The organism is Pseudomonas sp. B33.4 (genome assembly GCF_034555375.1).
Lineage (GTDB): Bacteria > Pseudomonadota > Gammaproteobacteria > Pseudomonadales > Pseudomonadaceae > Aquipseudomonas.
In genome coordinates, this window is sequence record NZ_CP140706.1 from 3,926,719 (window position 1) to 3,945,426 (window position 18,708).

Genomic DNA, 18,708 nt, shown 5'->3' on the forward strand with positions numbered 1-18,708 from the left:
CTTAAAGAAAATCGGCGTTCGGGGTTGTGGTGAATGCGCTGATCTACAAGCCCTCGCCCGCGTTCAGCGTCCATACTGTGGTTTTCAAAAGTCGGGACACCGCCATGCCCTCCCCCGAATCCAGCCTATTGCAGAGCTGGCATGCCAACGCTGATGCCTGGATCGAAGCGATCCGCAGCGGCGCCATTGAAAGCCGTCAGCAGGTTACGGATCAGGCCATCCTGTTGGCGATCATGGGCCGCCAGCCGCAGCGCGTGCTGGATCTGGGGTGTGGCGAAGGCTGGTTGTTGCGGGCGCTGGCGGATCGGGGGATTGAAGCTGTCGGTGTTGATGGCGATGCGCGGCTTATTGAAGCGGCGCGTTTGGCGGGGGCGGCGCGGGTGCATGTCGCCTCTTATGAAATCCTGGTCGATGGCAAGATCGACATCGGTCGCGACTATGACCTGATCTGCGCCAATTTTTCATTGCTGCATCAGGACATCATTCCGTTGCTTGCGGCGATGAATACGCTGCTTGTTCCCGGCGGGGTTTTAGTCATTCAGACACTGCATCCGTGGGCTGTGGCGGCTGGGGATTATCAGGATGGCTGGCGCGAAGAATCGTTCGCCGGGTTCAAAGGCCAGTGGCAGCCGATGCCGTGGTATTTACGCACGTTGTCGAGCTGGCTGAATGCGCTGGACATGGCCGAGTTCCAACTGGCCAGCCTGCAAGAACCACAACACCCGCAAAATCCGCTGCCGCAGTCGTTGCTGATGGTGGCTGAGCGCCGCTGAAATTTTAGAAACACCACCCATCATTGTGGGAGCTGGCTTGCCAGCGATGAGGCCGTAACTTCAACATCAATGTTGCCAGACCCACCGCCATCGCTGGCAAGCCAGCTCCCACAGTGATTTCAGTTGTTCCCGGAATTTGTGGGCACCACAGAAACCTGTGGGATCTATGCAGTTTGCCGGATCATCTGCGGACCACGGATGCGGTATTGCGACAGCAGGCGCATGACGTAGCCGATCTTGATCAGGGTCGGGCCGAGGATGGTCAGCGAATGCATCGTCACCAGCAGCGCAATCGGCATGTGGCCGTTGTAGAGATACGCACCGTAGATGCCGGCCAGCAACATGAGCAGACCAGCGATGAGGATTTTGCTCGACAGGTGCAGAACGTTCAGCGGGCTATCAAAGAAAGTGAGCATGGTGGCGTACTCCTGAGCGGTTCCTTTAGGTAAGTTGAGTCCATCAAGTCTCGTGCCAGATTTTCAATTGAATAGAATCAGTTAGTTGCACGATAACGAGTCCATTTGACACAAGCCGGACGCAGTCAATTCGACCAGAAACCTTGTCATTAGGACTACAGCAAGGCACGAAAGGAAAAGCCGGTCTGCGGCTCGGTGTCTTCGTCGTCGGGATTTCCAATGCTCGGCAATTGTCGATCTACGGCACCGGCAATCGACCAAGGACTGACTACGCTGTAAATCCTGCGTGTCTAACCTGCCGAGGATGACTGCCATGCAACGCTTTCAAAAACTCACGCCCTGCCTGTGGTTCGACGATCAGGCCGAAGCCGCCGCGAAGTTTTACTGTTCGATCTTCGATCACTCGAAAATCACCGGCCTGACCCACTACAGCAAGGTCGGCCAGGAATTTCACGGCAAGCCGGAAGGTGCGGTGATGACCGTCAGTTTCGAGCTCGATGGCCAGACTTTTACCGGGCTCAACGGTGGGCCGATGTTCAAATTCAGCGAGGCGATTTCGTTTCAGGTCAATTGCCAGAACCAGGAAGAAGTCGACCATTTCTGGGGCCATCTGTCCGAGGGCGGCCCCGTCGAAGCCCAGCAATGCGGCTGGCTCAAGGACAAGTTCGGCGTGTCGTGGCAGATCGTGCCAGTGGCCTTTATGCACATGATGCTGGACCCGGACACCACCAAGTCACAGCGGGCGATGCAGGCGATGTTCCAGATGAAAAAACTCGACATTGCCGAACTCGAACGGGCCTTTGCCGGCCAGAGCTAATAAACTGGCGCGCTGGCCTGCCGGGAATACAACAATGAAACACGTTGCCGCCAAAAACCCTGAAAAAGCCCCGCGCTTCTGGCGCGACGCGGCGCTGCCATTCATTGAAGCGCGGGCCATCGCCGATGGTCGCGAGGTCTGCTATGCGCGGCATTCCCATGCGCACTTTTCCATAGGCGCAATCACCGCCGGGCGCAGCACGTATGTGCACGAGCAGGCGCAGTTCGAGGTCGCGGCGGGCACCGTGGTGCTGATGAACCCCGGCGATGTGCATGCGTGCAATCCGATCGATGATCAGCCCTGGTCGTATGTGATGCTGTATGTCGAGACGCCATGGCTGACGGATTTGCAGCATCAGTTGGGGTTCAGTGCCGAGCTCGAGTTTCGGCGGTTTTCCGACACGCATCTGCAGGAGGCAGGATTGTTTCGCGACCTGATCGCGCTATACGACGTACTGGTCGACGAGCAACAGGATGTCTTGCGCAAGCAAAGCGCGGCGGTGGAATTCTTCAGCGACCTGCAACTGCGCCTCAACCCTGCCGGCCCGTCGTTGCGCCAGCCGAATTTCAAACTTGAACGCGCGGCCGATTTCATCCGCGAGCACTGCACCGGGGTGCTGAATCTCGACGACATCTGCGCGGCGGCACAACTGTCGCCGTCGTACCTGATCCGCGCCTTCAAACAGCATTACGGCATGACGCCCCACGCGTTTGTGGTCAACCAGCGCATCCAGTTTGCCCGCGAGCGTTTGCGCGGCGGGCAGTTGATTGCCGATGTAGCACTTGAGGCAGGGTTTGCCGATCAGGCGCATTTTCAGCGGGCGTTCAAGCAGCATCTGGCGGCGACGCCCGGCCAATATCGCGGCTGACACTTCATCTGAAACTCAACACTTTCCCCCGTGGGAGCGAGCTTGTTTGATCGTTCCCACGCTCTGCGTGGAAACGCAGCCCGGGACGCTCCGCGTCCCTTCCAGAGCCGAACGCAGAGCGTCCGTTGAGGCATTCCCACGCGGAGCGTGGGAACGATCAATCGCTGGCCATCACATTCAGATATTGACATATCGGTAAATTCCGATATCGTCGCGGCATGGAACTACTCGAAATCTTCAAAGCCCTCTCGAACCGCACACGCCTGGAAATCCTCAAAGGCCTGAAGGATCCCGAGAAACACTTCCCTCCCCAGGATGAAGGGGACGTGCACACGGTGGGCGTTTGCGTCAGCAGTATTCAGGAAGGCGTCGGGCTGTCGCAGTCGACGGTGTCCGATTATCTGGCGACGCTGCAACGCGCCGGCCTGGTCGAGGTCAGGCGCATTGGGCAGTGGACCTATTACAAACGTAACGAAGCAGCGATCAGTGCGCTGGCCGAGATCATCGGCAGCGAGCTGTAATTTTTTGCCCCACGATATCGATAATTCCCGATATCCCTTTTTACCGAAACGAGGAAATGCAATGAAAGCGATGATCCTTACTTCATTTGGCGGCGCACAATCGTTCGAACTTTGTGAAGTGCCCAAACCAGTGCCACACGCGGGAGAAGTGCTGGTGCGGGTGCACGCCACCGCCATCAATCCGCTGGATTATCAGGTGCGCCGTGGCGACTATGCCGATCTGGTGCCCCTCCCCGCCATTACCGGGCACGACGTTTCTGGCGTTGTCGAAGCCGTCGGGCCGGGGGTGACGGCGTTCGTGCCGGGTGACGAAGTCTGGTACACCCCGCAGATTTTCGGCGGGCCGGGCAGCTATGCCGAGTACCACGTTGCGGCCGAAAATATTATCGGCAAGAAACCGCCCGCACTGAGCCATCTAGAAGCGGCGAGCCTGAGCCTGGTTGGCGGCACGGCGTGGGAGGCGCTGGTCGTGCGGGCGGCGCTCAGAGTCGGCGAGAGCATTCTGATCCACGGCGGCGCGGGCGGCGTCGGCCATGTTGCGATCCAGCTGGCCAAAGCCATCGGTGCGAAGGTCTTCACCACCGTGCGCGAAGGCAATTTCGAGTTCGCACGGCGCATGGGCGCCGATGTGCTGATCGACTATGAAAAGGAGGATTACGTCGACGCGATCCTGCGCGAAACCGAGGGTCGCGGCGTCGATGTGGTGTTCGACACTATCGGCGGCGACACCCTGTCGCGCAGTCCCGATGCCCTCGCACAGCTTGGCCGCGTGGTGTCGATTGTCGACCTTGCCCGACCACAAAACCTGATTCAGGCCTGGGGCAAAAACGCCAGCTTTCACTTCGTTTTCACCCGACAGAATCGCGGCAAGCTCGATGAACTGAGCGCCTTGATCGCTCGCGGTCAGTTACGGCCGCACGTTGGCGCCGTCTATTCGCTGGCCGACATCGGGCTCGCCCATGCCTTGCTGGAAACGCCCAACAACGGCGTCCAAGGGAAGATCGCGATTGCTGTCGTGCCGTCGCCAGAACTCGCCAATCGCTGAACTCAGTGCAAGGAGAACACCATGATTTATGAGATCGCTTTACTGCCCGTTCACACTGGGAAAACCGAAGCTTTCCAGCAGGCATTTGCCGAGGTCGAGCCGTTGCTCAGCCGCGCCAAGGGTTACGGCGGACACCTGCTCGCGCAAGGGATCGAAACGCCGGAGGTTTTCAATCTGATCGTGCGCTGGCAATCACTCGTGGATCACACGCCGGGGTTTGAAGCGAGTGAAGACCATCGGCTGTTCATGCTGGGTCTGGAAGAATATTTTTCGGAGGAACCGAAGGTTTATCACATTGAGGGCGGTGCCTTTCAGCAGCCGTTCGGCTAATAATCTCTCGGCTACCCGCGATCCATTGTAGGAGTGAGCCTGCTCGCGATAGCGGTCTATCATTCGACATTTTATATTGACCGATAGACCGCTATCGCGAGCAGGCTCACTCCTACAGGGTTTACGGTAGCAGCAGGTATATCGCGCTGACGGCCAACAATGCTGCCATCACCCGATTGAACCAGCGCATCGCCGCCGCGTTGCCCAGATACCCGCGCAAACACGTCCCGGCATACGCCCAGCAGCCGACCGACAGATAACAGATCACCAGATACACCGCCGCAAACTGCCACACAAAGCGCGCCTCGCCATCGGCGACAAACGCGCCCATGCCCGCGACGCAGGCCAGCCAGGCTTTCGGGTTGAGCCATTGCATCACCGCGCCGTACAGCATCGACGGCGCCCGTCCGGAATCACCGGCATTCAATTGCCCGTCATCCACGGCCAGTTTCCACGCCATGAACAGCAGAAACGCCACGCCGGCCAGTTGCACCACCCGGGTCATGAACGGCCAAAGCTTGAGCACCTCATGCAAGCCCAGCCCCATCAGCACCAGCAGCAACACAAACCCCAACGTGGCCCCGGCAACATGCCGCTGACTGGCGCGAAAACCGAACTGCGCCCCGGAACTCAACGCCACAATATTCACCGGCCCCGGCGTGATGGACGCCGCCAGCGCAAACGCCGCCATCGAAACAATCAGACTCATCGCACACCTGCTTCAAATCGAGGAACAAGGTGCTCACGGTAGCGAGCACCCGGTCCTCGGTATTGAAGAAAATGCCCCTGTGATCCTGATCGTTCCCACGCTCTGCGTGGGAATGTAGCCTGGGACGCTCCGCGTCCCCTTCAGAGCCGAACGCAGAGCGTCCGTTGAGGTATTCCCACGCGGAGCGTGGGAACGATCACATGACCCACCGCTTTCGCGAGCAGGCTCGCTCCCACATTAAAATCTACGCTCAGTCCAGACGCGGCACGGTAAAGCGGAACTCGCTGCCCTGCCCCGGCTCGCTCTCGGCGAAGATCCGCCCGCCGTGGGCTTCGACAATGCCCTGGGTGATGTACAAACCCAGCCCCGTGCCGGTCGGGTTGCCCTCTTTCACCGTCCAGTAACGATCGAACACATGCGGCAAATGCTCTTTGGGAATGCCTTCGCCGCTGTCGCGCACGGTGAAGACGATGTCAGCGCCGACGGAGGTGGCAAGCACGCCCACCGTGCCCAAGCGCGGCGTGAACTTGATCGCGTTGCCGACCAGATTCGACAGCACCTGGAACAGCCGCTCCGGGTCGGCGTGAATGCGCAAATCAGGATCGGCCGCGAAGGAAATGCTGATGTCCTTGTCCAGCGCCAGTGGCGCGAGCAGTGCCTGCGCCTCTTCGAACATCTGCCCGACGTCGAGTTTCTGCGGGGTGATGGAATAGCGCCCGGCGTCGATTTTCGAGGTATCGAGCAAATCCTCCAGCAGTGTATTCATGCGTCCGGCAGCCTGTTGCATGGTGTCGATGGCGGTCGAGATCCGGCGCGAAGTGTGCGGGCCGTCCGAGCTGAAGGCCTTCTGCATCATGCCGCAGAGCATTGAAATCACGGTCATCGGGTTACGCAGATCGTGCGACACCACGGCTACCAACTCATCGCGGGCGCGCACCGCTTCCTGCTCGCGACGCACTTGCCGGGCCAGATCGTTTTCCAGTGCCGAACGCCGCAAATCATTGGCGGCGAACAGATCACCGTGGCTCCACTTGGTGGAGATCCCGGCCATCTCGACTTTCCAGATCTCGAACGAGGTACGCGGGCGCAAACGCAGGCCGGCGTCGGAGTTTTCCAGGTCCAGCGGCTTACGCGGATCGCCGCTCCAATTGATGTTTTCCTTGACCTCTGGACGGAACCAGAACACGCCGTTGTCCACCGGTTTCGGCAGGCTCATGGCGAGCACACCGCTGGCCACCTGCTGATACTGCGCGGCCGGCGGGTAGGCACTGGCCAGGTTATGGCTGGCAAACACCGCTTCGCCGCTGTCCTGCAGCCACTTGTGCAAAGCGCGGATTTCTTCTGGCTCCGGGCAATTGCCGTAGCGGTGCAGTTGTTTGTCTTCGATGATTGCGATGCCGCCAGCGTTGGTGAGCGCCATCAAGGTCTGCGGCTGATTGGCCAGACCGTCGAAGACATTCTGCGGCGAGTCGATCATCGCTTGATTGAGCAGCGCCAACGCTTCGACTTTCTCTTCACGCTGGCGGCTGATCTCCAGCGCCTCCATGGCGCTGATCTGCAGCGACAGCACTTGGCCGATGGTCTGGCAGGCGGCGCGCAGCTCGTGCGGCACGTGCAACGGCTGGCGATTGCCGCAACTGATCAAGCCCCAGAGTTTGTCGCCCTTGAGCAGGGAAATGCTCATCGAGGACAGCACGCCCATATTCTTCATGTACTGGCAGTGGATCGGCGACACGCTGCGCAGTGTGGCGAAACTCAGGTCCAGCGGCGTGTCGGTGTCCGGGCGCAACTTCGGTAGCAGCGGCACCGGTTGGTAGTCGGCATTGGGAATGATCCGCAGCCAGTTGGTGCGATACAGCTCGCGCGCCTGTTCGGGAATGTCCGAGGCCGGGAAAAACAGGCCATTGAACACTTCCATCGACGGATCAGAGGCCTCGGCGATGACCTGACCGTGGCCCTCCTCCTCGAAACGATAGATCAGCACCCGGTCGTAACCGGTCATGGCCTGGATTTCCTTGACGCTGATGTCGTACAGCGCCTGTAGCGTGGTGGCCGCTTGCAGACGCTGGAGCATGCGCCCCAGATGCGTCTGGTTGCCGGCGACGTTGCGCGGCTGGAAGTTTTCGACGTGGATTTCCAGCTCCAGAATCAGCACGCCCTGATGGCGATGCAGCAAGCCCTCGAACGCGGTGCCATTGAGCCGCAAGTGCAGCGGCGGCGCGTCGGACAGTGACGGTTGCTGCAAGGCTTCGCGCACTTGCGCCGCCTCAGTGTCGCCCAACAGACTTTCCAGCGGCTGACCGATCAGGCTTTGCGGCGCCCGCGCCAGCAAGGTTTCAACGTTGGCGCTGACCTGAATGATCGCAAGTTCAGGCTCACTCAACGTCAGCAGCAAACCGTGGGGCTGGATCGCGCCGGGGAAGCGAATAGGCTCATCGGCACAGTTGGCCAGCAGTTCTTCAAAGGCTTCTTTGTCTTGCGCAGTCATGCCAGTACCTCCCGGCTTTCGAGCCAGCGCTCGAAACAGCTGAATGTGGTTTGTGCCGCTGTGACGACGGCGGTGCGTTCGTCGGCGCTGATCGGGCGATTGCCCAGATATTCGATGAAATCGCGCCAGCGGCGCCCGGTGGCGGCGCCGTAGATATCAAGAAAGGCTGCGCCGTTGTCGGCTTCCAGGCCTAACCGTGCAGAAATTTCCCGGCGCAGAATCTGCCCGCCGAGCGTTGCGCCCTCGAGGACGTAGAGCACGCCAAGGCAGGCAGCGCTGGAGTCGATCACCGGCAACTGCTCACACTGCGGCAGACCTTGCAGCGCTTCGGCAGATACGCCCAGCGCGTGCAGATCAATGCGCAAGGTTGGCGCTTTGAGTCGAGGCGTCAGATCAAAATCGGCAGGAATTGCATCACTGCGGACCAAGGCGCTTTCCAACGGCAGATAGAAACCGTAATAGGCCTGCATCAGCTGCACAAAGGCCCGTGTATCGAGGGCATCGGAGAAAAAGGGAAGGCGTTTTTCCAGTGCGATGTGCAGCTCGGCAGTGCCGGCTCGCAGATCTTGCAGCACCGGTGGCACATAAACTTCACGGGCCTTTGCTTGCATGTAGATCGCTCTTGGTGGGGCCGCCTGGGGCCAGACTGGATGAGTAAAACATAGGGCGAAATCTTACACGGCAAACGCCTTTTCTGACCGCATGGATAGTTTTTCCTGCCGAATCCATCCTTCTCTGATTCATTCAGAGTAAAGGCGTCAGCGAAAAGTTCGACCGCGTTACCCAACGGCGCCGGGCGCTGTACCGCGACAGCGCGGCGTGACTGTATGGGTCTGGGCGCGTTGGGGCTGTGATAAAAATATCGCTCTCGCTATTGGAGTACCGTCATGGATCTCGCCACCCTCACCCTGTTTCTTCCGGCCTGTTTTGCCCTGAACATGGCCCCCGGGCCGAACAATCTGCTGTCGGTCAGCAACGCCACGCGCTATGGCTTTCGCCGCGCCTGCACGGCGGGCATCGGGCGGATTCTGGCGTTCGCCGGGATGATTGCGCTGGCCGGCGCGGGTCTGTCGGTGGTGTTGCAGACCTCGGAATGGCTGTTCCATGCGATCAAGATCGTCGGCGCGGCTTATCTGTTGTACCTGGCCTGGCAGTTGTGGCGGGCCAATCCCGAGGCCGAGCAGCAGGTAACGGGCGCGACCGTTGGTTTCTTTGCATTGGCGCGGCAGGAGTTTCTGGTAGCAGCGGGCAATCCGAAAGCGATCCTGTTGTTTACCGCGTTTCTGCCGCAGTTCGTCGACCCGGCGCGCCCGGTCCCAGCGCAATTCGCTGTGCTCGGCGTGCTGTTCCTGTTACTGGAATGGATCGCCATCAGCGCCTACGCCTGGATGGGCCTGCACATGCGCCGCTGGTTCGCCGAGCCGCGCGGCAAGCGGATATTCAATCGTTGCTGCGCAGGCTTGCTGTCGGCGGCGGCTTCGGTGTTGTTAATGGCGAAGCGCGCTTAAACCTCGGACGGACCTTTGAGCTCGACCTGATTGCCGTCCGGGTCAAAGCAGTACAGTGACAAGCCTTTGCCCTCGGCGCCGAAGCGTGACTCGGCTTTTGCCACGCTCAGGCCGAAGGATTGCAGGTGTGCGCTTAGCGTTTCTTCGTCGAACGGTTCGATGCGCAGGCAGAAGTGATCGACGTTACGCCGCTCCGGCCCCGGCCGCCCCGCCGCCCTTGCGGCCGAGCTCGCCTTGCAGGTCGACGAGGTCGATCATCGAAGTGCCGGCGCGCAGGTGGATCAGGCCCAGCGGTTCGTTGCGCTTGACCACTTCGGCGCCGAACACCTGGCCGTAGAAGTCGATGCTGCGTTGCAGATCGGCGACGCGCAGGACGATGTGATCAATGTGTCGAATGGAAAACGGATGCATCGGGTACACCTCAACAAACGGTAGGAGCTGCCGCAGGCTGCGATCTTTTGATCTTGTTTTTGAGGATCAACGTCAAAAGATCGCAGCCTGCGGCAGCTCCTACACGGTAGTTCAGGGGATTTGAAAATTCACTGTCGATTTTTCGGTGGAGCCATCGAGAATCTGGTTTTACTCTCCAGCCATGAACATACAAACCGCTGTCCTGCCGCCCCACGCCGAGATGGTTCGCGCCATGCTCGAGCGCGACACTGCCTATGAAGGTGTGTTCTTCACGGCCGTGAAAACCACCGGAATCTTCTGCCGCCCCAGTTGCACGGCGCGCAAGCCGAAACCGGAGAACGTCGAGTTTTTCGCCCATGCCGACGAATGCATGTCAGCCGGCTATCGCGCCTGCCTGCGCTGCAAACCGCTGGACGCCGCTGCCATTGCGCCGGACTGGGTGCAGCGGTTGCTCAAAGCCGTGGAGACCGACCCGGAGCTGCGCTGGAGCGATGCGCAATTGCTCGCCGAAGGTATTGAGCCGCTGAAGCTGCGGCGCTGGTTCAAGCAGCATTTCGGCATGACCTTCCACGCCTGGTTGCGCACGCGCCGGCTGGGCATGGCACTGGGCGGGATCAAGCAAGGCACGTCAATTGATCACGCTGCGTTCGATTCGGGTTATGAGTCGCTCAGCGGTTTTCGCGATGCCTTTCAGAAGTCTTTTCACATCACGCCCGGCCGCGTCGCGCAGAGTGAACCGCTGCTGTTCACCCGGCTGACAACACCGCTGGGGCCGATGATCGCCATGGCCGAACGCCGGGGGCTGGTGTTGCTGGAGTTTCTTGATCGGCCGGCGCTGACCCGCGAAGTCGAAGAACTGCAGCAGCGTTACGGCTACGCGGTCGCGCCGGGGCACAACGCGCATTTGCAGCAGATCGAGCAGCAACTGATGGCGTATTTCGCCGGCAAACTCAGCGAGTTCAGCGTGCCCCTGCACTTGCCCGGCAGCGAGTTTGCCCGGCAGGTCTGGGCGGCGCTGCTGCTGATCCCTTACGGCCACACCAGCACCTACGGCGCCATCGCCGCCGGTTTGGGCAAACCTGGCGCCAGTCGTGCGGTCGGTCTGGCCAACGGGCACAATCGGCTGTCGATTGTGGTGCCCTGCCATCGGGTGATCGGCGCGGACGGCTCGCTGACCGGCTATGGTGGTGGGCAGCCGCGCAAGGCGTTTCTGCTGAGGCTGGAAAACGCCGCCGTGCAGCTCACCCAACCCCTGGCATTCTGACCAACCCCATCAACTGACAAGAAGGATTTTTGATGAACGCGCTCGCTACGCAGTTTCACCAGTTGCACCAGCAAGGCCTGTTGATGCTGACCAACGTCGCCGACGCCACCGGTGCGCGACTGGTCGAGCATCTGGGCGGCAAAGCCGTGGCCACCAGCAGTGCGGCGGTGGCCTGGGCCCACGGTTATCCGGACGGCAACACCCTGCCCCTTGAACGGCTGGTGTCGACGGTGGAGTCGATCGCGCGGGTGATCAGTATTCCGTTGACCGTGGACGTCGAGGCCGGTTACTCCGATGACCTCGGGCGCGTGGCCGAAGTGCTGGATGCGGTGATTGCGGCGGGTGCCGTGGGGATCAATATCGAGGACGGTTCTGCCGATCCTGAATTGCTCGCGCGCAAGATCGAAGTGGCACGACAGGTCGCCGGCAAGCGCGATGTGCAGCTGTTCATCAATGCGCGCACCGATGTCTATCTGAAAAGCCTGGTGCCGGCCGAGGATCGCGTCGCCGAAACCCTGCGCCGCGCGGCGCTGTATCAAGCGGCCGGCGCCGATGGTTTGTTCGCGGCGGGCGTCACGTCGGCCTATGAAATCGAGGCCATCTGCAAGGGCTCTGCGCTGCCGGTCAACGTGCTTGGCTTTGCTTGCCTGCCTTCGCCGCAAGAGCTGCAAGCGCTGGGTGTACGCCGCTTGAGTGCGGGTTCCGGCATTGCCGAATTCCTCTATGGCGCGATGGGTGGGCTGGTGAAAAGCTTTCTCGCCAGCGGCAAACTCGACACCCATGACCTCAAGGCCTTCAGCTACGGCGAAGTCAACGGCCTGCTGAAATAACATGGCCGACGCTTATCAGGCGGCCAGCGCGTTTCTGGCCGCGCTCGATCCGCACTGGCAGCGCCATGTCGCAGCGGTCGGCCCGTGCCTGCATCAACCGCATCCGGCGCGTGATCCGTACGAGTCGCTGGTGCGGGCGATTGCTTATCAGCAACTGCATGCCAAGGCCGGGGATGCGATTGTAGGGCGGTTGGTGGGGTTGTTTCCCGGTCAGGCGTTTCCGCGACCGGAGCAGATTCTTGCGACTGATTTTGAGCGCATGCGCGGTTGCGGGTTTTCGGCGAGCAAGATTGCGACGATTCAAGGGATTGCTCAGGCGACGCTGGCGGGTGTGGTGCCGGATTACGCTACGGCGCTGGCGATGGATGATGAGGCGCTGATTGAGCGTTTGGTCAGTTTGCGCGGGGTCGGTCGCTGGACGGTGGAGATGTTGCTGATCTACAGCCTGGAGCGCATGGATATTTTGCCGGCGGATGACTTTGGTGTGCGTGAGGGTTATCGGCGGTTGAAGGGGCTGGAGGTGCAGCCAACGCGCAGGCAGATGGTTGAGATCGGGTTGGCGTGGAGTCCTTTTCGGACGGTGGCGGCTTGGTATTTGTGGCGGGTGCCTAAACCGTTGCCCTCACCCTAGCCCTCTCCCCGAGGGAGAGGGGACTGATTGGGGGAGATTGGAGATCTACACCGACTTGAAATAACGTCTTTGAATCCATGAACGCCAAGACTTCTCAATTCCATAATCGACCGCCCTCACCCTAGCCCTCCCGAAACGTCGGACCGCCCGGATGGAGAGGGGACTGATTGGGGGAGATTGGAGATCTACACCGACTTGAAATAGCGTCTGTGAATCCATGAACGCCAAGACTTAGATCCATAATCGACTCGGTTTTTCAGGTCGATGTATAACGCAAGACACCTCGGTCGGCTCCCTCTCCCTCCGGGAGAGGGCTGGGGTGAGGGTCAGCTTTTCAAAGCCCGGATTTCAACCGGCTGAACGCCCGGATCAACGCCCGATTGAACGCCTTGCCATTGTCATTCTTGCTATACAACGAAGCCCTGACCTGCTCGGACGGGTACGTCCCCGGATCATTGCGAATCGACGCGTCCACCAAACCATCCGCCGCCGTGATCGCATTGGCGTAGTGAATGGTGTCGGTGATCGGCGCAATCACTTCCGGCGTCATCAGATAATCCATCAGCGCCAACCCGGCCTGCGGATGCGGCGCGTCCTTGGGCACGACCATGGCATCGAACCAGATCAACGTGCCCTCCTTCGGAATCCGGTAACTCAGCGTGAACGGTTTCTTCGCCGCCTCAGCCTGCCCCGCCGCGATCGCCACATTGCCGTTCCACGACATCGCCACGCAAGTATTGCCGTTGGCCAGGTCGCTGATATTCAGGTCATTGTCGAAGTAGCGAATGTACGGCCGGATCTTCGCCAGTTGCTGCTCGGCGAGTTTCAAGTCATCGAGGTTCTGCCGGTTGATGTCCAGCCCCATGTATTTCATGACAGCGGCGAATACTTCGTTGGGATCGTTGAGCAGACTCACCCCGCAGTCAGCGAATTTCGAAACCACTGCCGGATCGAACAACATCGCCCAACTGTCCGTCGGTGCATCGGGCAAACGCTGCTTGATCGCCTGTTCCTGATAGCCGACGCCGGTGGTGCCCCAGGCGTAAATCCCGGCGTAGCGATTGCCCGGATCGAACACCGCCATGTGTTGGCGAAACTCCTCGCCAACCCCGGCAAAGTGCGGGACCCGGGCCTTGTCCAGCGGCTGGATCGCGCCGCTTTCGATGGCCCGCGACAGGTGCTGGCCGGCGGTCAGCACCAGGTCGTATCCACTGCGCCCGGTGAGCAGTTTGGTCTCGACGGTTTCCAGCGAATCAAAGTGATCGGCGACCACATGAATGCCGGTTTTCGCCTCGAAATTCTTCAGCGTATCCGGCGCCAGGTACTCGCCCCAGATATACAGATTAACCACCGGTTTCGCGCTGTCGGCAGCCTGCACACACAAGGGTGCAAGCACCAGCAATAACGCTTGAGTCAGTTTGTGCAGGCGCATGCTCAGGCTCCTTTTTTCAGGCCGGCGTATTGCGGCATGGTGATGCACGCGACGTTGCCGCCGCCAAGGAGGATTTCCCGGGAGTTTTCGATGCCGACGATTTTGTGCTGCGGGAACAGCTCGGCCAGCGTCGCCATCGCCACTTGATCGTTGCGATCACCGAACAGCGGCACGACGATCGAGCTATTACCGGCGTAGTAGTTGATGTACGACGCGCAGATTTTCGTGCCGGCCTGACGGGTGTGGGTGCTGTCCTGCTGATCGAGGCCTTCGGCTTCTTCGGCGGTCCACTCCAGTACGTCCGGTTGCGGCAGTTTGTGCACGATCAATTCACGACCACGGCTGTCGCGGGTGCTGCGCAGGATGTCGTAGGCTTCCTGATAAATCTCCCACTGCGGATCGTCGCGGTTGTCGGTCCATTGCAACACCACTTCGCCCGGACGGATGAAGCAAGCGAGGTCGTCGACATGGCCGTCGGTTTCGTCGAACTTGCAGCCGCGTGGCAGCCAGATCACTTGCTCGGCGCCGAGGTAATCCGTCAGTCGTCGGGTCACTTCGTCCTTGCCCAGATGCTGGTTGCGATTGCGGTTGAGCAGGCATTGTTCGGTGGTGAGGATGCTGCCCTGACCATCACTCTGGATGCCGCCCAGTTCGGCAATCAGCGGCGCGCGGTAGCGGTCGAAACGCTCGATCTCGAGGATCTTGCTGGCGATCTGGTCGTCCTTGTCCCACGGGTAATAGAGGCCGCCGTCGAGCCCGCCATAGGCGTTGAACTCAAAATCCACGCCGCGCACGTCACCGCTCTGATCATTGACCACAAAGCATGGGCCGCTGTCGCGGAACCAGGTGTCGTTGCAGGTCATCTCGACCACGCGCACTTGCGGCGGCAACTGCCGACGCGCCGTGGCGAACTGCGCGGCCGATGCGCAGACAGTGACCGGTTCACTGTGGGAGATGGCGGTGACGATCTGCACCCAGACTTTCTGCGCCGGTTTGGCGCCGTTGCGCCAGACGTCGGTGCGTTCCGGCCAGCCGAGCCAGCAACCGGATTTGGCTTCGAATTCGCCGGGCAGACGGAAGCCGTCGTGTTTGGGGGTGGAGTCGAGCAAACGTGCCATGGTCAAACCTCGTCTTCGCGATGGGATGGGAATGACCACAGGCTAAGGGCGCACGCAGCACGCCCGCCAACGATGATTATTACGGAACAGTTGAATTCAACTCATCAATCCACTAGTTGATCGTTGAACCATTCGAGCATCTGCGCCACCGCCGGACGCTCCAGCCGCAGCCGTTCACAGACCAGCGCGTATTGGCCAAGGGCGGTCATGCTCGATGCGAAGGGACGCACCAGTCGACCACTTTGCAGATCTTCCTGCGCAGTGAGGTTGTCGCCCATGGCCACGCCCTGCCCTTGCGCTGCGGCTTCCAGCGCCAGACCGGCATGGGCGAAATACAACTGACGTTGCGGGCGTTGATCGCCGGCGTGACTGGTCAACCAGGCGGTCCAGGTCTTGCCGTCCTGATCGTCGTGCAGCAGGCAGTGGCGAGCCAGATCCTTCGGCGTTTTCAATGTGCCCTGGTTGAACAGGCCGGGGCTGCATACCGGGAAGAACTGCAGGGCTGGCAACGGCCGGACGAAGTAGGCGCTGCTGTCCACCGGGCCGGTGCCGTAAGTGATTGCCAGGTCGATGTCTTCGCCCGGCGCACTGGCGTCGATCGGTTGTTCGTAGAGGTGCAAGGTGATGTGCGGATAGCGCGCGTAGAAATCGGTAAGGCGACTCATCAACCATTTCTGCGCGAGTTCGGCGGTGACGGCCAGTCTGAGCACGGCGAGCGACGAGGGGTCGCGCAACTCATCGCAGGCATCGCCGATCAGTTCGAAGGCCTGTTGCAGGCTTTGCATCAGGCGCCCGGCGGCGATGGTCGGGCGGATTTGTCGTCCTTCGCGGATGAACAGCGGCACGCCGAGTTGCTCTTCGAGCTGGCGGATCTGATGGCTGACGGCACTGTCGGTGACGCAGAGTTCGGCCGCTGCCCGGCCGAAATGCGCGTGGCGGGCGGCGCATTCGAAGGTGCGCAGGGCGGCCAGTGAGGGGAGTCGTCGCATGGGGGGTGGTCCGTTTTTTTTGCCATGCTGACTGGGCCGTGGGTCTGCGTCCAGCCCTGTTGCCCCTCACCCCAGCCCTCTCCCAAAGGGAGAGGGGGCCGATCGGGGGATATTGAGGATGTACGCCGACCTGAACGTGCTTCGGTGAATCCATAATCGACCGGATTTCTCAGGTCGATGGATGACGCAAGACAACTCGGTCAGTCCCCTCTCCCCCCGGGAGAGGGTTAGGGTGAGGGGCTTTTGCCTGTATCGCACTGTATACCCGGAAGCCGCAGACACACCAAACGCACAATCCCCCACCCCGCCGACACATCCCCGATACACCCCGACGCTGAAATGCCCCGGTCGATTTCACTCAACTCAGCGGAGCTGCACCATGACCACCACCCTTTCCACCGCCGTCAAACACCTGCACCTGAACCTCGACCGCGCCGGCAGCTGGCTTGCCCCGCTGACACTGCGCCTGTTCATCGCCTGGGAATTCTTCGAATCCGGGCTGGAGAAATTCAACGGGCAGAACTGGTTCGAAGACATTCAGGAGCGATTCCCCTTCCCCTTCGATCAATTGCCGGCAACGCTGAACTGGGAACTGTCGATGTGGGCCGAGCTGATCTGCGCGCTGGCGATTCTGGTGGGTTTCGGTACACGGATCTCAGCGATTTCGCTGATGGTGGTAACGGTCGTCGCCACCGCCGCCGTGCACTGGCCGGCCGACTGGTCGTCGTTGAGTGAATTGGCACAGGGTTATGCGATCACCAACAAAGGCTTCGGCAACTTCAAGCTGCCGGCAATTTACCTGGTCGCGTTGCTGCCGCTGGTGTTCGCCGGGGCTGGCAAGTTGAGTGTCGATGCCTGGCTGGCGCGGGTGTTCTGGAACAGAAGCACCCGCTGAGGCTCAGTGCGCCCGGTCGAGTCCGGCGAGCAAGGCGCTGTCACGGCTGTAGATGTCCGGCGCGTAACGCACCCGGCCACTGCTGTCGACCTGCGCCGTCCAGTACGTCATCAGGATCGGCACCGGCGCCGACAGGCGAAATTCGTGGGTGGTGCCGGTGGCCAGCAAGGTTTCGGTGCGGGCCTTTTCCGCCGGGGTCAGGAGCAGATCGCGCAGTTGCATCGGATGCTCGACCCGCACGCAGCCCGAACTGAAAGCACGCGGGCCTTTTTCGAACAGCGCCTTGCTCGGTGTGTCGTGCAGGTACACCGAGAACGGGTTGGGGAAGCGGATGACCATTTGCCCCAACGGATTGCGCGGCCCGGCGTCCTGGCGCAGAAGAATATTGCCGGGGTTGTCCCAGTCGATATCCGCTGCTGCCAGCGGCTGCCCGTTGGCGTCGAGCACTTGCAGGTTCTGCCGGCTGAGGAAGGTCTGGTCCTTGCGGATTTCCGGCAGTTTGTCTTCTTTCCAGATGGTCGGCGGCACGGTCCAGGTCGGGTTCAGGGTCAGGCGCGTCACTCGGGATTTCAGCAATGGCGTCTGGCGTTCCGCACGACCGACCTGGGTGCGGGTCTGCCACACCGGCACGCCGCCCTGATACAGCGTCAACTCAGCGGCGGCGACGTTGACCAGCAGGCCATTGGGCTCCATGTCCTGAGCCATCCAGCGGAAACGTTCAAGGTTGACGCGCAACTGTTCGCGGCGGGTCAGCGGGCTGATGTTGAGTTCGGCAATCGTCCCCGGCCCGACCACGCCGTCGGCCTGCAACGAATGATTGGCCTGAAAACTCTTCACGGCGTCGACCAGCACGCCGTCATAGGCGTTGCCCGGTGTGCCGATGGCGTGAGCCAGATAGCCCTCGCTGTACAAGCGCTGGGCCAGTTCCGGTACGCGCTTGTCTTCCATGGCCGGGCGCAACAGCGGCCCGCTACCGACTGATTGCCATTGCGGCAAAGCCTTGAGCCGTTGCGCCGCGTACAGCTGACGCAAGTCCTGATATTGCGCCAGGCGCGGACGCGCCAGGTCGAACGCGGCAGGAATGTCGTGCATGCCCGGTACGGCGATGGCCAACAATTCCGCTTGACGGTCACGCGGGGTGTCGTCGGAATGCCACAGCGGTTCGAAGTGCGATTGCAGCAGGCGACCGTAATGCAAATCCTGCAGCGCTTGCAGGTAGTAGCGACTGATGTCGATGTCAGCGCATAACTCGCCATCCTGCGGCGCTGTGAGTGCGACCGGATAGCGCTTCGGATTCAGACCATCGTCCGCCAACATCTGCAATTGGCCGTGTAACGTCTGCAATCGTGCGGTTTCTCTGGCCCATACCGGCATCCAGTCCTGCTGTTCATAGAACGCCTGCAACTGCGTCAGCGCCGGGCCGTTGAGCTGTGCGGCGATCGCCGGGCATGACTGCGGCAGGCTGATCAACACAGCCTGCAACGGGCTTTGCGGCTCGACCGGCATTTCCGCCGGTGGCGTTGGCAATGTCTCCAGCGGCGGCAGCGGCTCATCGGCACAAGCGACAAACGGCGCAGCGAGCAAACAAATGCTCAAGTAGCATGCGTACTTTTTGAACAACTGCTTTACTCCAATCCATGGCCGTCTAGATGATGGCCAACCT

General features: G+C 60.7%; 19 protein-coding genes and 1 pseudogene. 11 read left to right on the forward strand and 9 right to left on the reverse strand.

The window, feature by feature from the left end; all coding sequences use genetic code 11:
- The first annotated feature begins 104 nt into the window (after nucleotides 1-104).
- Nucleotides 105-773, forward strand: a complete 669-nt coding sequence (locus U6037_RS17110; RefSeq protein WP_322843857.1) for a class I SAM-dependent methyltransferase — start codon at nucleotides 105-107, stop codon at nucleotides 771-773.
- Between the two features lie 164 nt (nucleotides 774-937).
- On the opposite strand, the gene U6037_RS17115 is transcribed toward U6037_RS17110, so the two are convergent.
- Complete coding sequence (locus U6037_RS17115) at nucleotides 938-1,189, reverse strand: transmembrane sensor/regulator PpyR (RefSeq protein ID WP_322843858.1); 252 nt, start codon at nucleotides 1,187-1,189, stop codon at nucleotides 938-940.
- 313 nt (nucleotides 1,190-1,502) lie between these two features.
- On the opposite strand from U6037_RS17115, the gene U6037_RS17120 reads away from it, so the two are divergent.
- The 5 genes from U6037_RS17120 (at nucleotide 1,503) to U6037_RS17140 (ending at nucleotide 4,770) form a co-directional block, all read left to right on the forward strand.
- Nucleotides 1,503-2,006 carry a VOC family protein gene (locus tag U6037_RS17120; RefSeq protein WP_322843859.1) on the forward strand — a complete coding sequence of 168 codons (504 nt, stop codon included), beginning with the start codon at nucleotides 1,503-1,505 and terminating at the stop codon, nucleotides 2,004-2,006.
- A gap of 34 nt (nucleotides 2,007-2,040) precedes the next feature.
- On the forward strand, nucleotides 2,041-2,874 hold the full coding sequence (locus U6037_RS17125; RefSeq protein WP_322843860.1) for an AraC family transcriptional regulator: 834 nt from the start codon (nucleotides 2,041-2,043) through the stop codon (nucleotides 2,872-2,874).
- Nucleotides 2,875-3,092: 218 nt separating this feature from the next.
- Nucleotides 3,093-3,395, forward strand: coding sequence for an ArsR/SmtB family transcription factor (locus tag U6037_RS17130; RefSeq protein ID WP_077572353.1), 303 nt, complete (start codon nucleotides 3,093-3,095; stop codon nucleotides 3,393-3,395).
- 61 nt (nucleotides 3,396-3,456) lie between these two features.
- Entirely contained in the window at nucleotides 3,457-4,440 is a 984-nt protein-coding gene (locus tag U6037_RS17135) for a zinc-dependent alcohol dehydrogenase family protein (RefSeq protein WP_322843861.1), read from the forward strand.
- Nucleotides 4,441-4,461: 21 nt separating this feature from the next.
- Nucleotides 4,462-4,770 (forward strand): antibiotic biosynthesis monooxygenase, encoded by a 309-nt coding sequence (locus tag U6037_RS17140; protein ID WP_322843862.1) that lies wholly within the window; start codon nucleotides 4,462-4,464, stop codon nucleotides 4,768-4,770.
- Nucleotides 4,771-4,891: 121 nt separating this feature from the next.
- On the opposite strand, the gene U6037_RS17145 is transcribed toward U6037_RS17140, so the two are convergent.
- From U6037_RS17145 to U6037_RS17155, 3 genes are all read right to left on the reverse strand, one after another.
- A complete protein-coding gene (locus tag U6037_RS17145; protein WP_322843863.1) occupies nucleotides 4,892-5,479 on the reverse strand; it encodes a LysE family translocator in 588 nt (195 codons plus the stop codon).
- A 250-nt stretch (nucleotides 5,480-5,729) separates the two neighbouring features.
- Complete coding sequence (locus tag U6037_RS17150; protein ID WP_322843864.1) at nucleotides 5,730-7,967, reverse strand: ATP-binding protein; 2,238 nt, start codon at nucleotides 7,965-7,967, stop codon at nucleotides 5,730-5,732.
- Entirely contained in the window at nucleotides 7,964-8,578 is a 615-nt protein-coding gene (locus U6037_RS17155; RefSeq protein ID WP_322843865.1) for a biliverdin-producing heme oxygenase, read from the reverse strand. Before U6037_RS17155 ends, U6037_RS17150 begins: the two co-directional genes overlap by 4 nt.
- Nucleotides 8,579-8,854: 276 nt before the next feature.
- On the opposite strand from U6037_RS17155, the gene U6037_RS17160 reads away from it, so the two are divergent.
- Nucleotides 8,855-9,475, forward strand: a complete 621-nt coding sequence (locus U6037_RS17160) for a LysE family translocator (RefSeq protein ID WP_122600309.1) — start codon at nucleotides 8,855-8,857, stop codon at nucleotides 9,473-9,475.
- On the opposite strand, the pseudogene U6037_RS17165 reads toward U6037_RS17160, so the two are convergent.
- A pseudogene (locus tag U6037_RS17165) lies at nucleotides 9,472-9,886 on the reverse strand (VOC family protein). The gene U6037_RS17160 and the pseudogene U6037_RS17165 sit on opposite strands and share 4 nt — an antisense overlap.
- A gap of 181 nt (nucleotides 9,887-10,067) precedes the next feature.
- Here U6037_RS17165 and U6037_RS17170 point away from each other — a divergent pair.
- From U6037_RS17170 to U6037_RS17180, 3 genes are read left to right on the forward strand one after another with little or no spacing between them, the layout of a single operon-like run.
- Nucleotides 10,068-11,150, forward strand: a complete 1,083-nt coding sequence (locus U6037_RS17170) for a trifunctional transcriptional activator/DNA repair protein Ada/methylated-DNA--[protein]-cysteine S-methyltransferase (RefSeq protein ID WP_322843866.1) — start codon at nucleotides 10,068-10,070, stop codon at nucleotides 11,148-11,150.
- A 32-nt stretch (nucleotides 11,151-11,182) separates the two neighbouring features.
- Entirely contained in the window at nucleotides 11,183-11,980 is a 798-nt protein-coding gene (locus U6037_RS17175; RefSeq protein WP_322843867.1) for an isocitrate lyase/phosphoenolpyruvate mutase family protein, read from the forward strand.
- A gap of 1 nt (nucleotide 11,981) precedes the next feature.
- On the forward strand, nucleotides 11,982-12,611 hold the full coding sequence (locus tag U6037_RS17180) for a DNA-3-methyladenine glycosylase (RefSeq protein WP_322843868.1): 630 nt from the start codon (nucleotides 11,982-11,984) through the stop codon (nucleotides 12,609-12,611).
- A gap of 334 nt (nucleotides 12,612-12,945) precedes the next feature.
- Here U6037_RS17180 and U6037_RS17185 read toward each other — a convergent pair whose 3' ends face one another.
- From U6037_RS17185 to U6037_RS17195, 3 genes are all read right to left on the reverse strand, one after another.
- Nucleotides 12,946-14,043 carry an extracellular solute-binding protein gene (locus U6037_RS17185; RefSeq protein WP_322843869.1) on the reverse strand — a complete coding sequence of 366 codons (1,098 nt, stop codon included), beginning with the start codon at nucleotides 14,041-14,043 and terminating at the stop codon, nucleotides 12,946-12,948.
- Between the two features lie 2 nt (nucleotides 14,044-14,045).
- Nucleotides 14,046-15,161, reverse strand: coding sequence for an agmatine deiminase (gene aguA, locus U6037_RS17190; RefSeq protein WP_322843870.1), 1,116 nt, complete (start codon nucleotides 15,159-15,161; stop codon nucleotides 14,046-14,048).
- Between the two features lie 104 nt (nucleotides 15,162-15,265).
- Nucleotides 15,266-16,150: a LysR substrate-binding domain-containing protein gene (locus U6037_RS17195; protein ID WP_322843871.1), complete on the reverse strand. Its 885-nt coding sequence runs from the start codon at nucleotides 16,148-16,150 to the stop codon at nucleotides 15,266-15,268.
- Nucleotides 16,151-16,529: 379 nt separating this feature from the next.
- On the opposite strand from U6037_RS17195, the gene U6037_RS17200 reads away from it, so the two are divergent.
- Nucleotides 16,530-17,045 carry a DoxX family protein gene (locus tag U6037_RS17200; protein ID WP_322843872.1) on the forward strand — a complete coding sequence of 172 codons (516 nt, stop codon included), beginning with the start codon at nucleotides 16,530-16,532 and terminating at the stop codon, nucleotides 17,043-17,045.
- Between the two features lie 3 nt (nucleotides 17,046-17,048).
- On the opposite strand, the gene U6037_RS17205 is transcribed toward U6037_RS17200, so the two are convergent.
- Nucleotides 17,049-18,665: a L,D-transpeptidase family protein gene (locus tag U6037_RS17205; RefSeq protein WP_322843873.1), complete on the reverse strand. Its 1,617-nt coding sequence runs from the start codon at nucleotides 18,663-18,665 to the stop codon at nucleotides 17,049-17,051.
- Nucleotides 18,666-18,708: the final 43 nt, after the last annotated feature.

Bases quoted from the DNA above. Each gene is read 5' to 3' on its own strand.
- U6037_RS17110 (WP_322843857.1), top strand. From the start codon at position 105: ATGCCCTCCCCCGAATCCAGCCTATTGCAGAGCTGGCATGCCAACGCT.
- U6037_RS17115 (WP_322843858.1), bottom strand. From the start codon at position 1,189: ATGCTCACTTTCTTTGATAGCCCGCTGAACGTTCTGCACCTGTCGAGC.
- U6037_RS17120 (WP_322843859.1), top strand. From the start codon at position 1,503: ATGCAACGCTTTCAAAAACTCACGCCCTGCCTGTGGTTCGACGATCAG.
- U6037_RS17125 (WP_322843860.1), top strand. From the start codon at position 2,041: ATGAAACACGTTGCCGCCAAAAACCCTGAAAAAGCCCCGCGCTTCTGG.
- U6037_RS17130 (WP_077572353.1), top strand. From the start codon at position 3,093: ATGGAACTACTCGAAATCTTCAAAGCCCTCTCGAACCGCACACGCCTG.
- U6037_RS17135 (WP_322843861.1), top strand. From the start codon at position 3,457: ATGAAAGCGATGATCCTTACTTCATTTGGCGGCGCACAATCGTTCGAA.
- U6037_RS17140 (WP_322843862.1), top strand. From the start codon at position 4,462: ATGATTTATGAGATCGCTTTACTGCCCGTTCACACTGGGAAAACCGAA.
- U6037_RS17145 (WP_322843863.1), bottom strand. From the start codon at position 5,479: ATGAGTCTGATTGTTTCGATGGCGGCGTTTGCGCTGGCGGCGTCCATC.
- U6037_RS17150 (WP_322843864.1), bottom strand. From the start codon at position 7,967: ATGACTGCGCAAGACAAAGAAGCCTTTGAAGAACTGCTGGCCAACTGT.
- U6037_RS17155 (WP_322843865.1), bottom strand. From the start codon at position 8,578: ATGCAAGCAAAGGCCCGTGAAGTTTATGTGCCACCGGTGCTGCAAGAT.
- U6037_RS17160 (WP_122600309.1), top strand. From the start codon at position 8,855: ATGGATCTCGCCACCCTCACCCTGTTTCTTCCGGCCTGTTTTGCCCTG.
- U6037_RS17170 (WP_322843866.1), top strand. From the start codon at position 10,068: ATGAACATACAAACCGCTGTCCTGCCGCCCCACGCCGAGATGGTTCGC.
- U6037_RS17175 (WP_322843867.1), top strand. From the start codon at position 11,183: ATGAACGCGCTCGCTACGCAGTTTCACCAGTTGCACCAGCAAGGCCTG.
- U6037_RS17180 (WP_322843868.1), top strand. From the start codon at position 11,982: ATGGCCGACGCTTATCAGGCGGCCAGCGCGTTTCTGGCCGCGCTCGAT.
- U6037_RS17185 (WP_322843869.1), bottom strand. From the start codon at position 14,043: ATGCGCCTGCACAAACTGACTCAAGCGTTATTGCTGGTGCTTGCACCC.
- aguA (WP_322843870.1), bottom strand. From the start codon at position 15,161: ATGGCACGTTTGCTCGACTCCACCCCCAAACACGACGGCTTCCGTCTG.
- U6037_RS17195 (WP_322843871.1), bottom strand. From the start codon at position 16,150: ATGCGACGACTCCCCTCACTGGCCGCCCTGCGCACCTTCGAATGCGCC.
- U6037_RS17200 (WP_322843872.1), top strand. From the start codon at position 16,530: ATGACCACCACCCTTTCCACCGCCGTCAAACACCTGCACCTGAACCTC.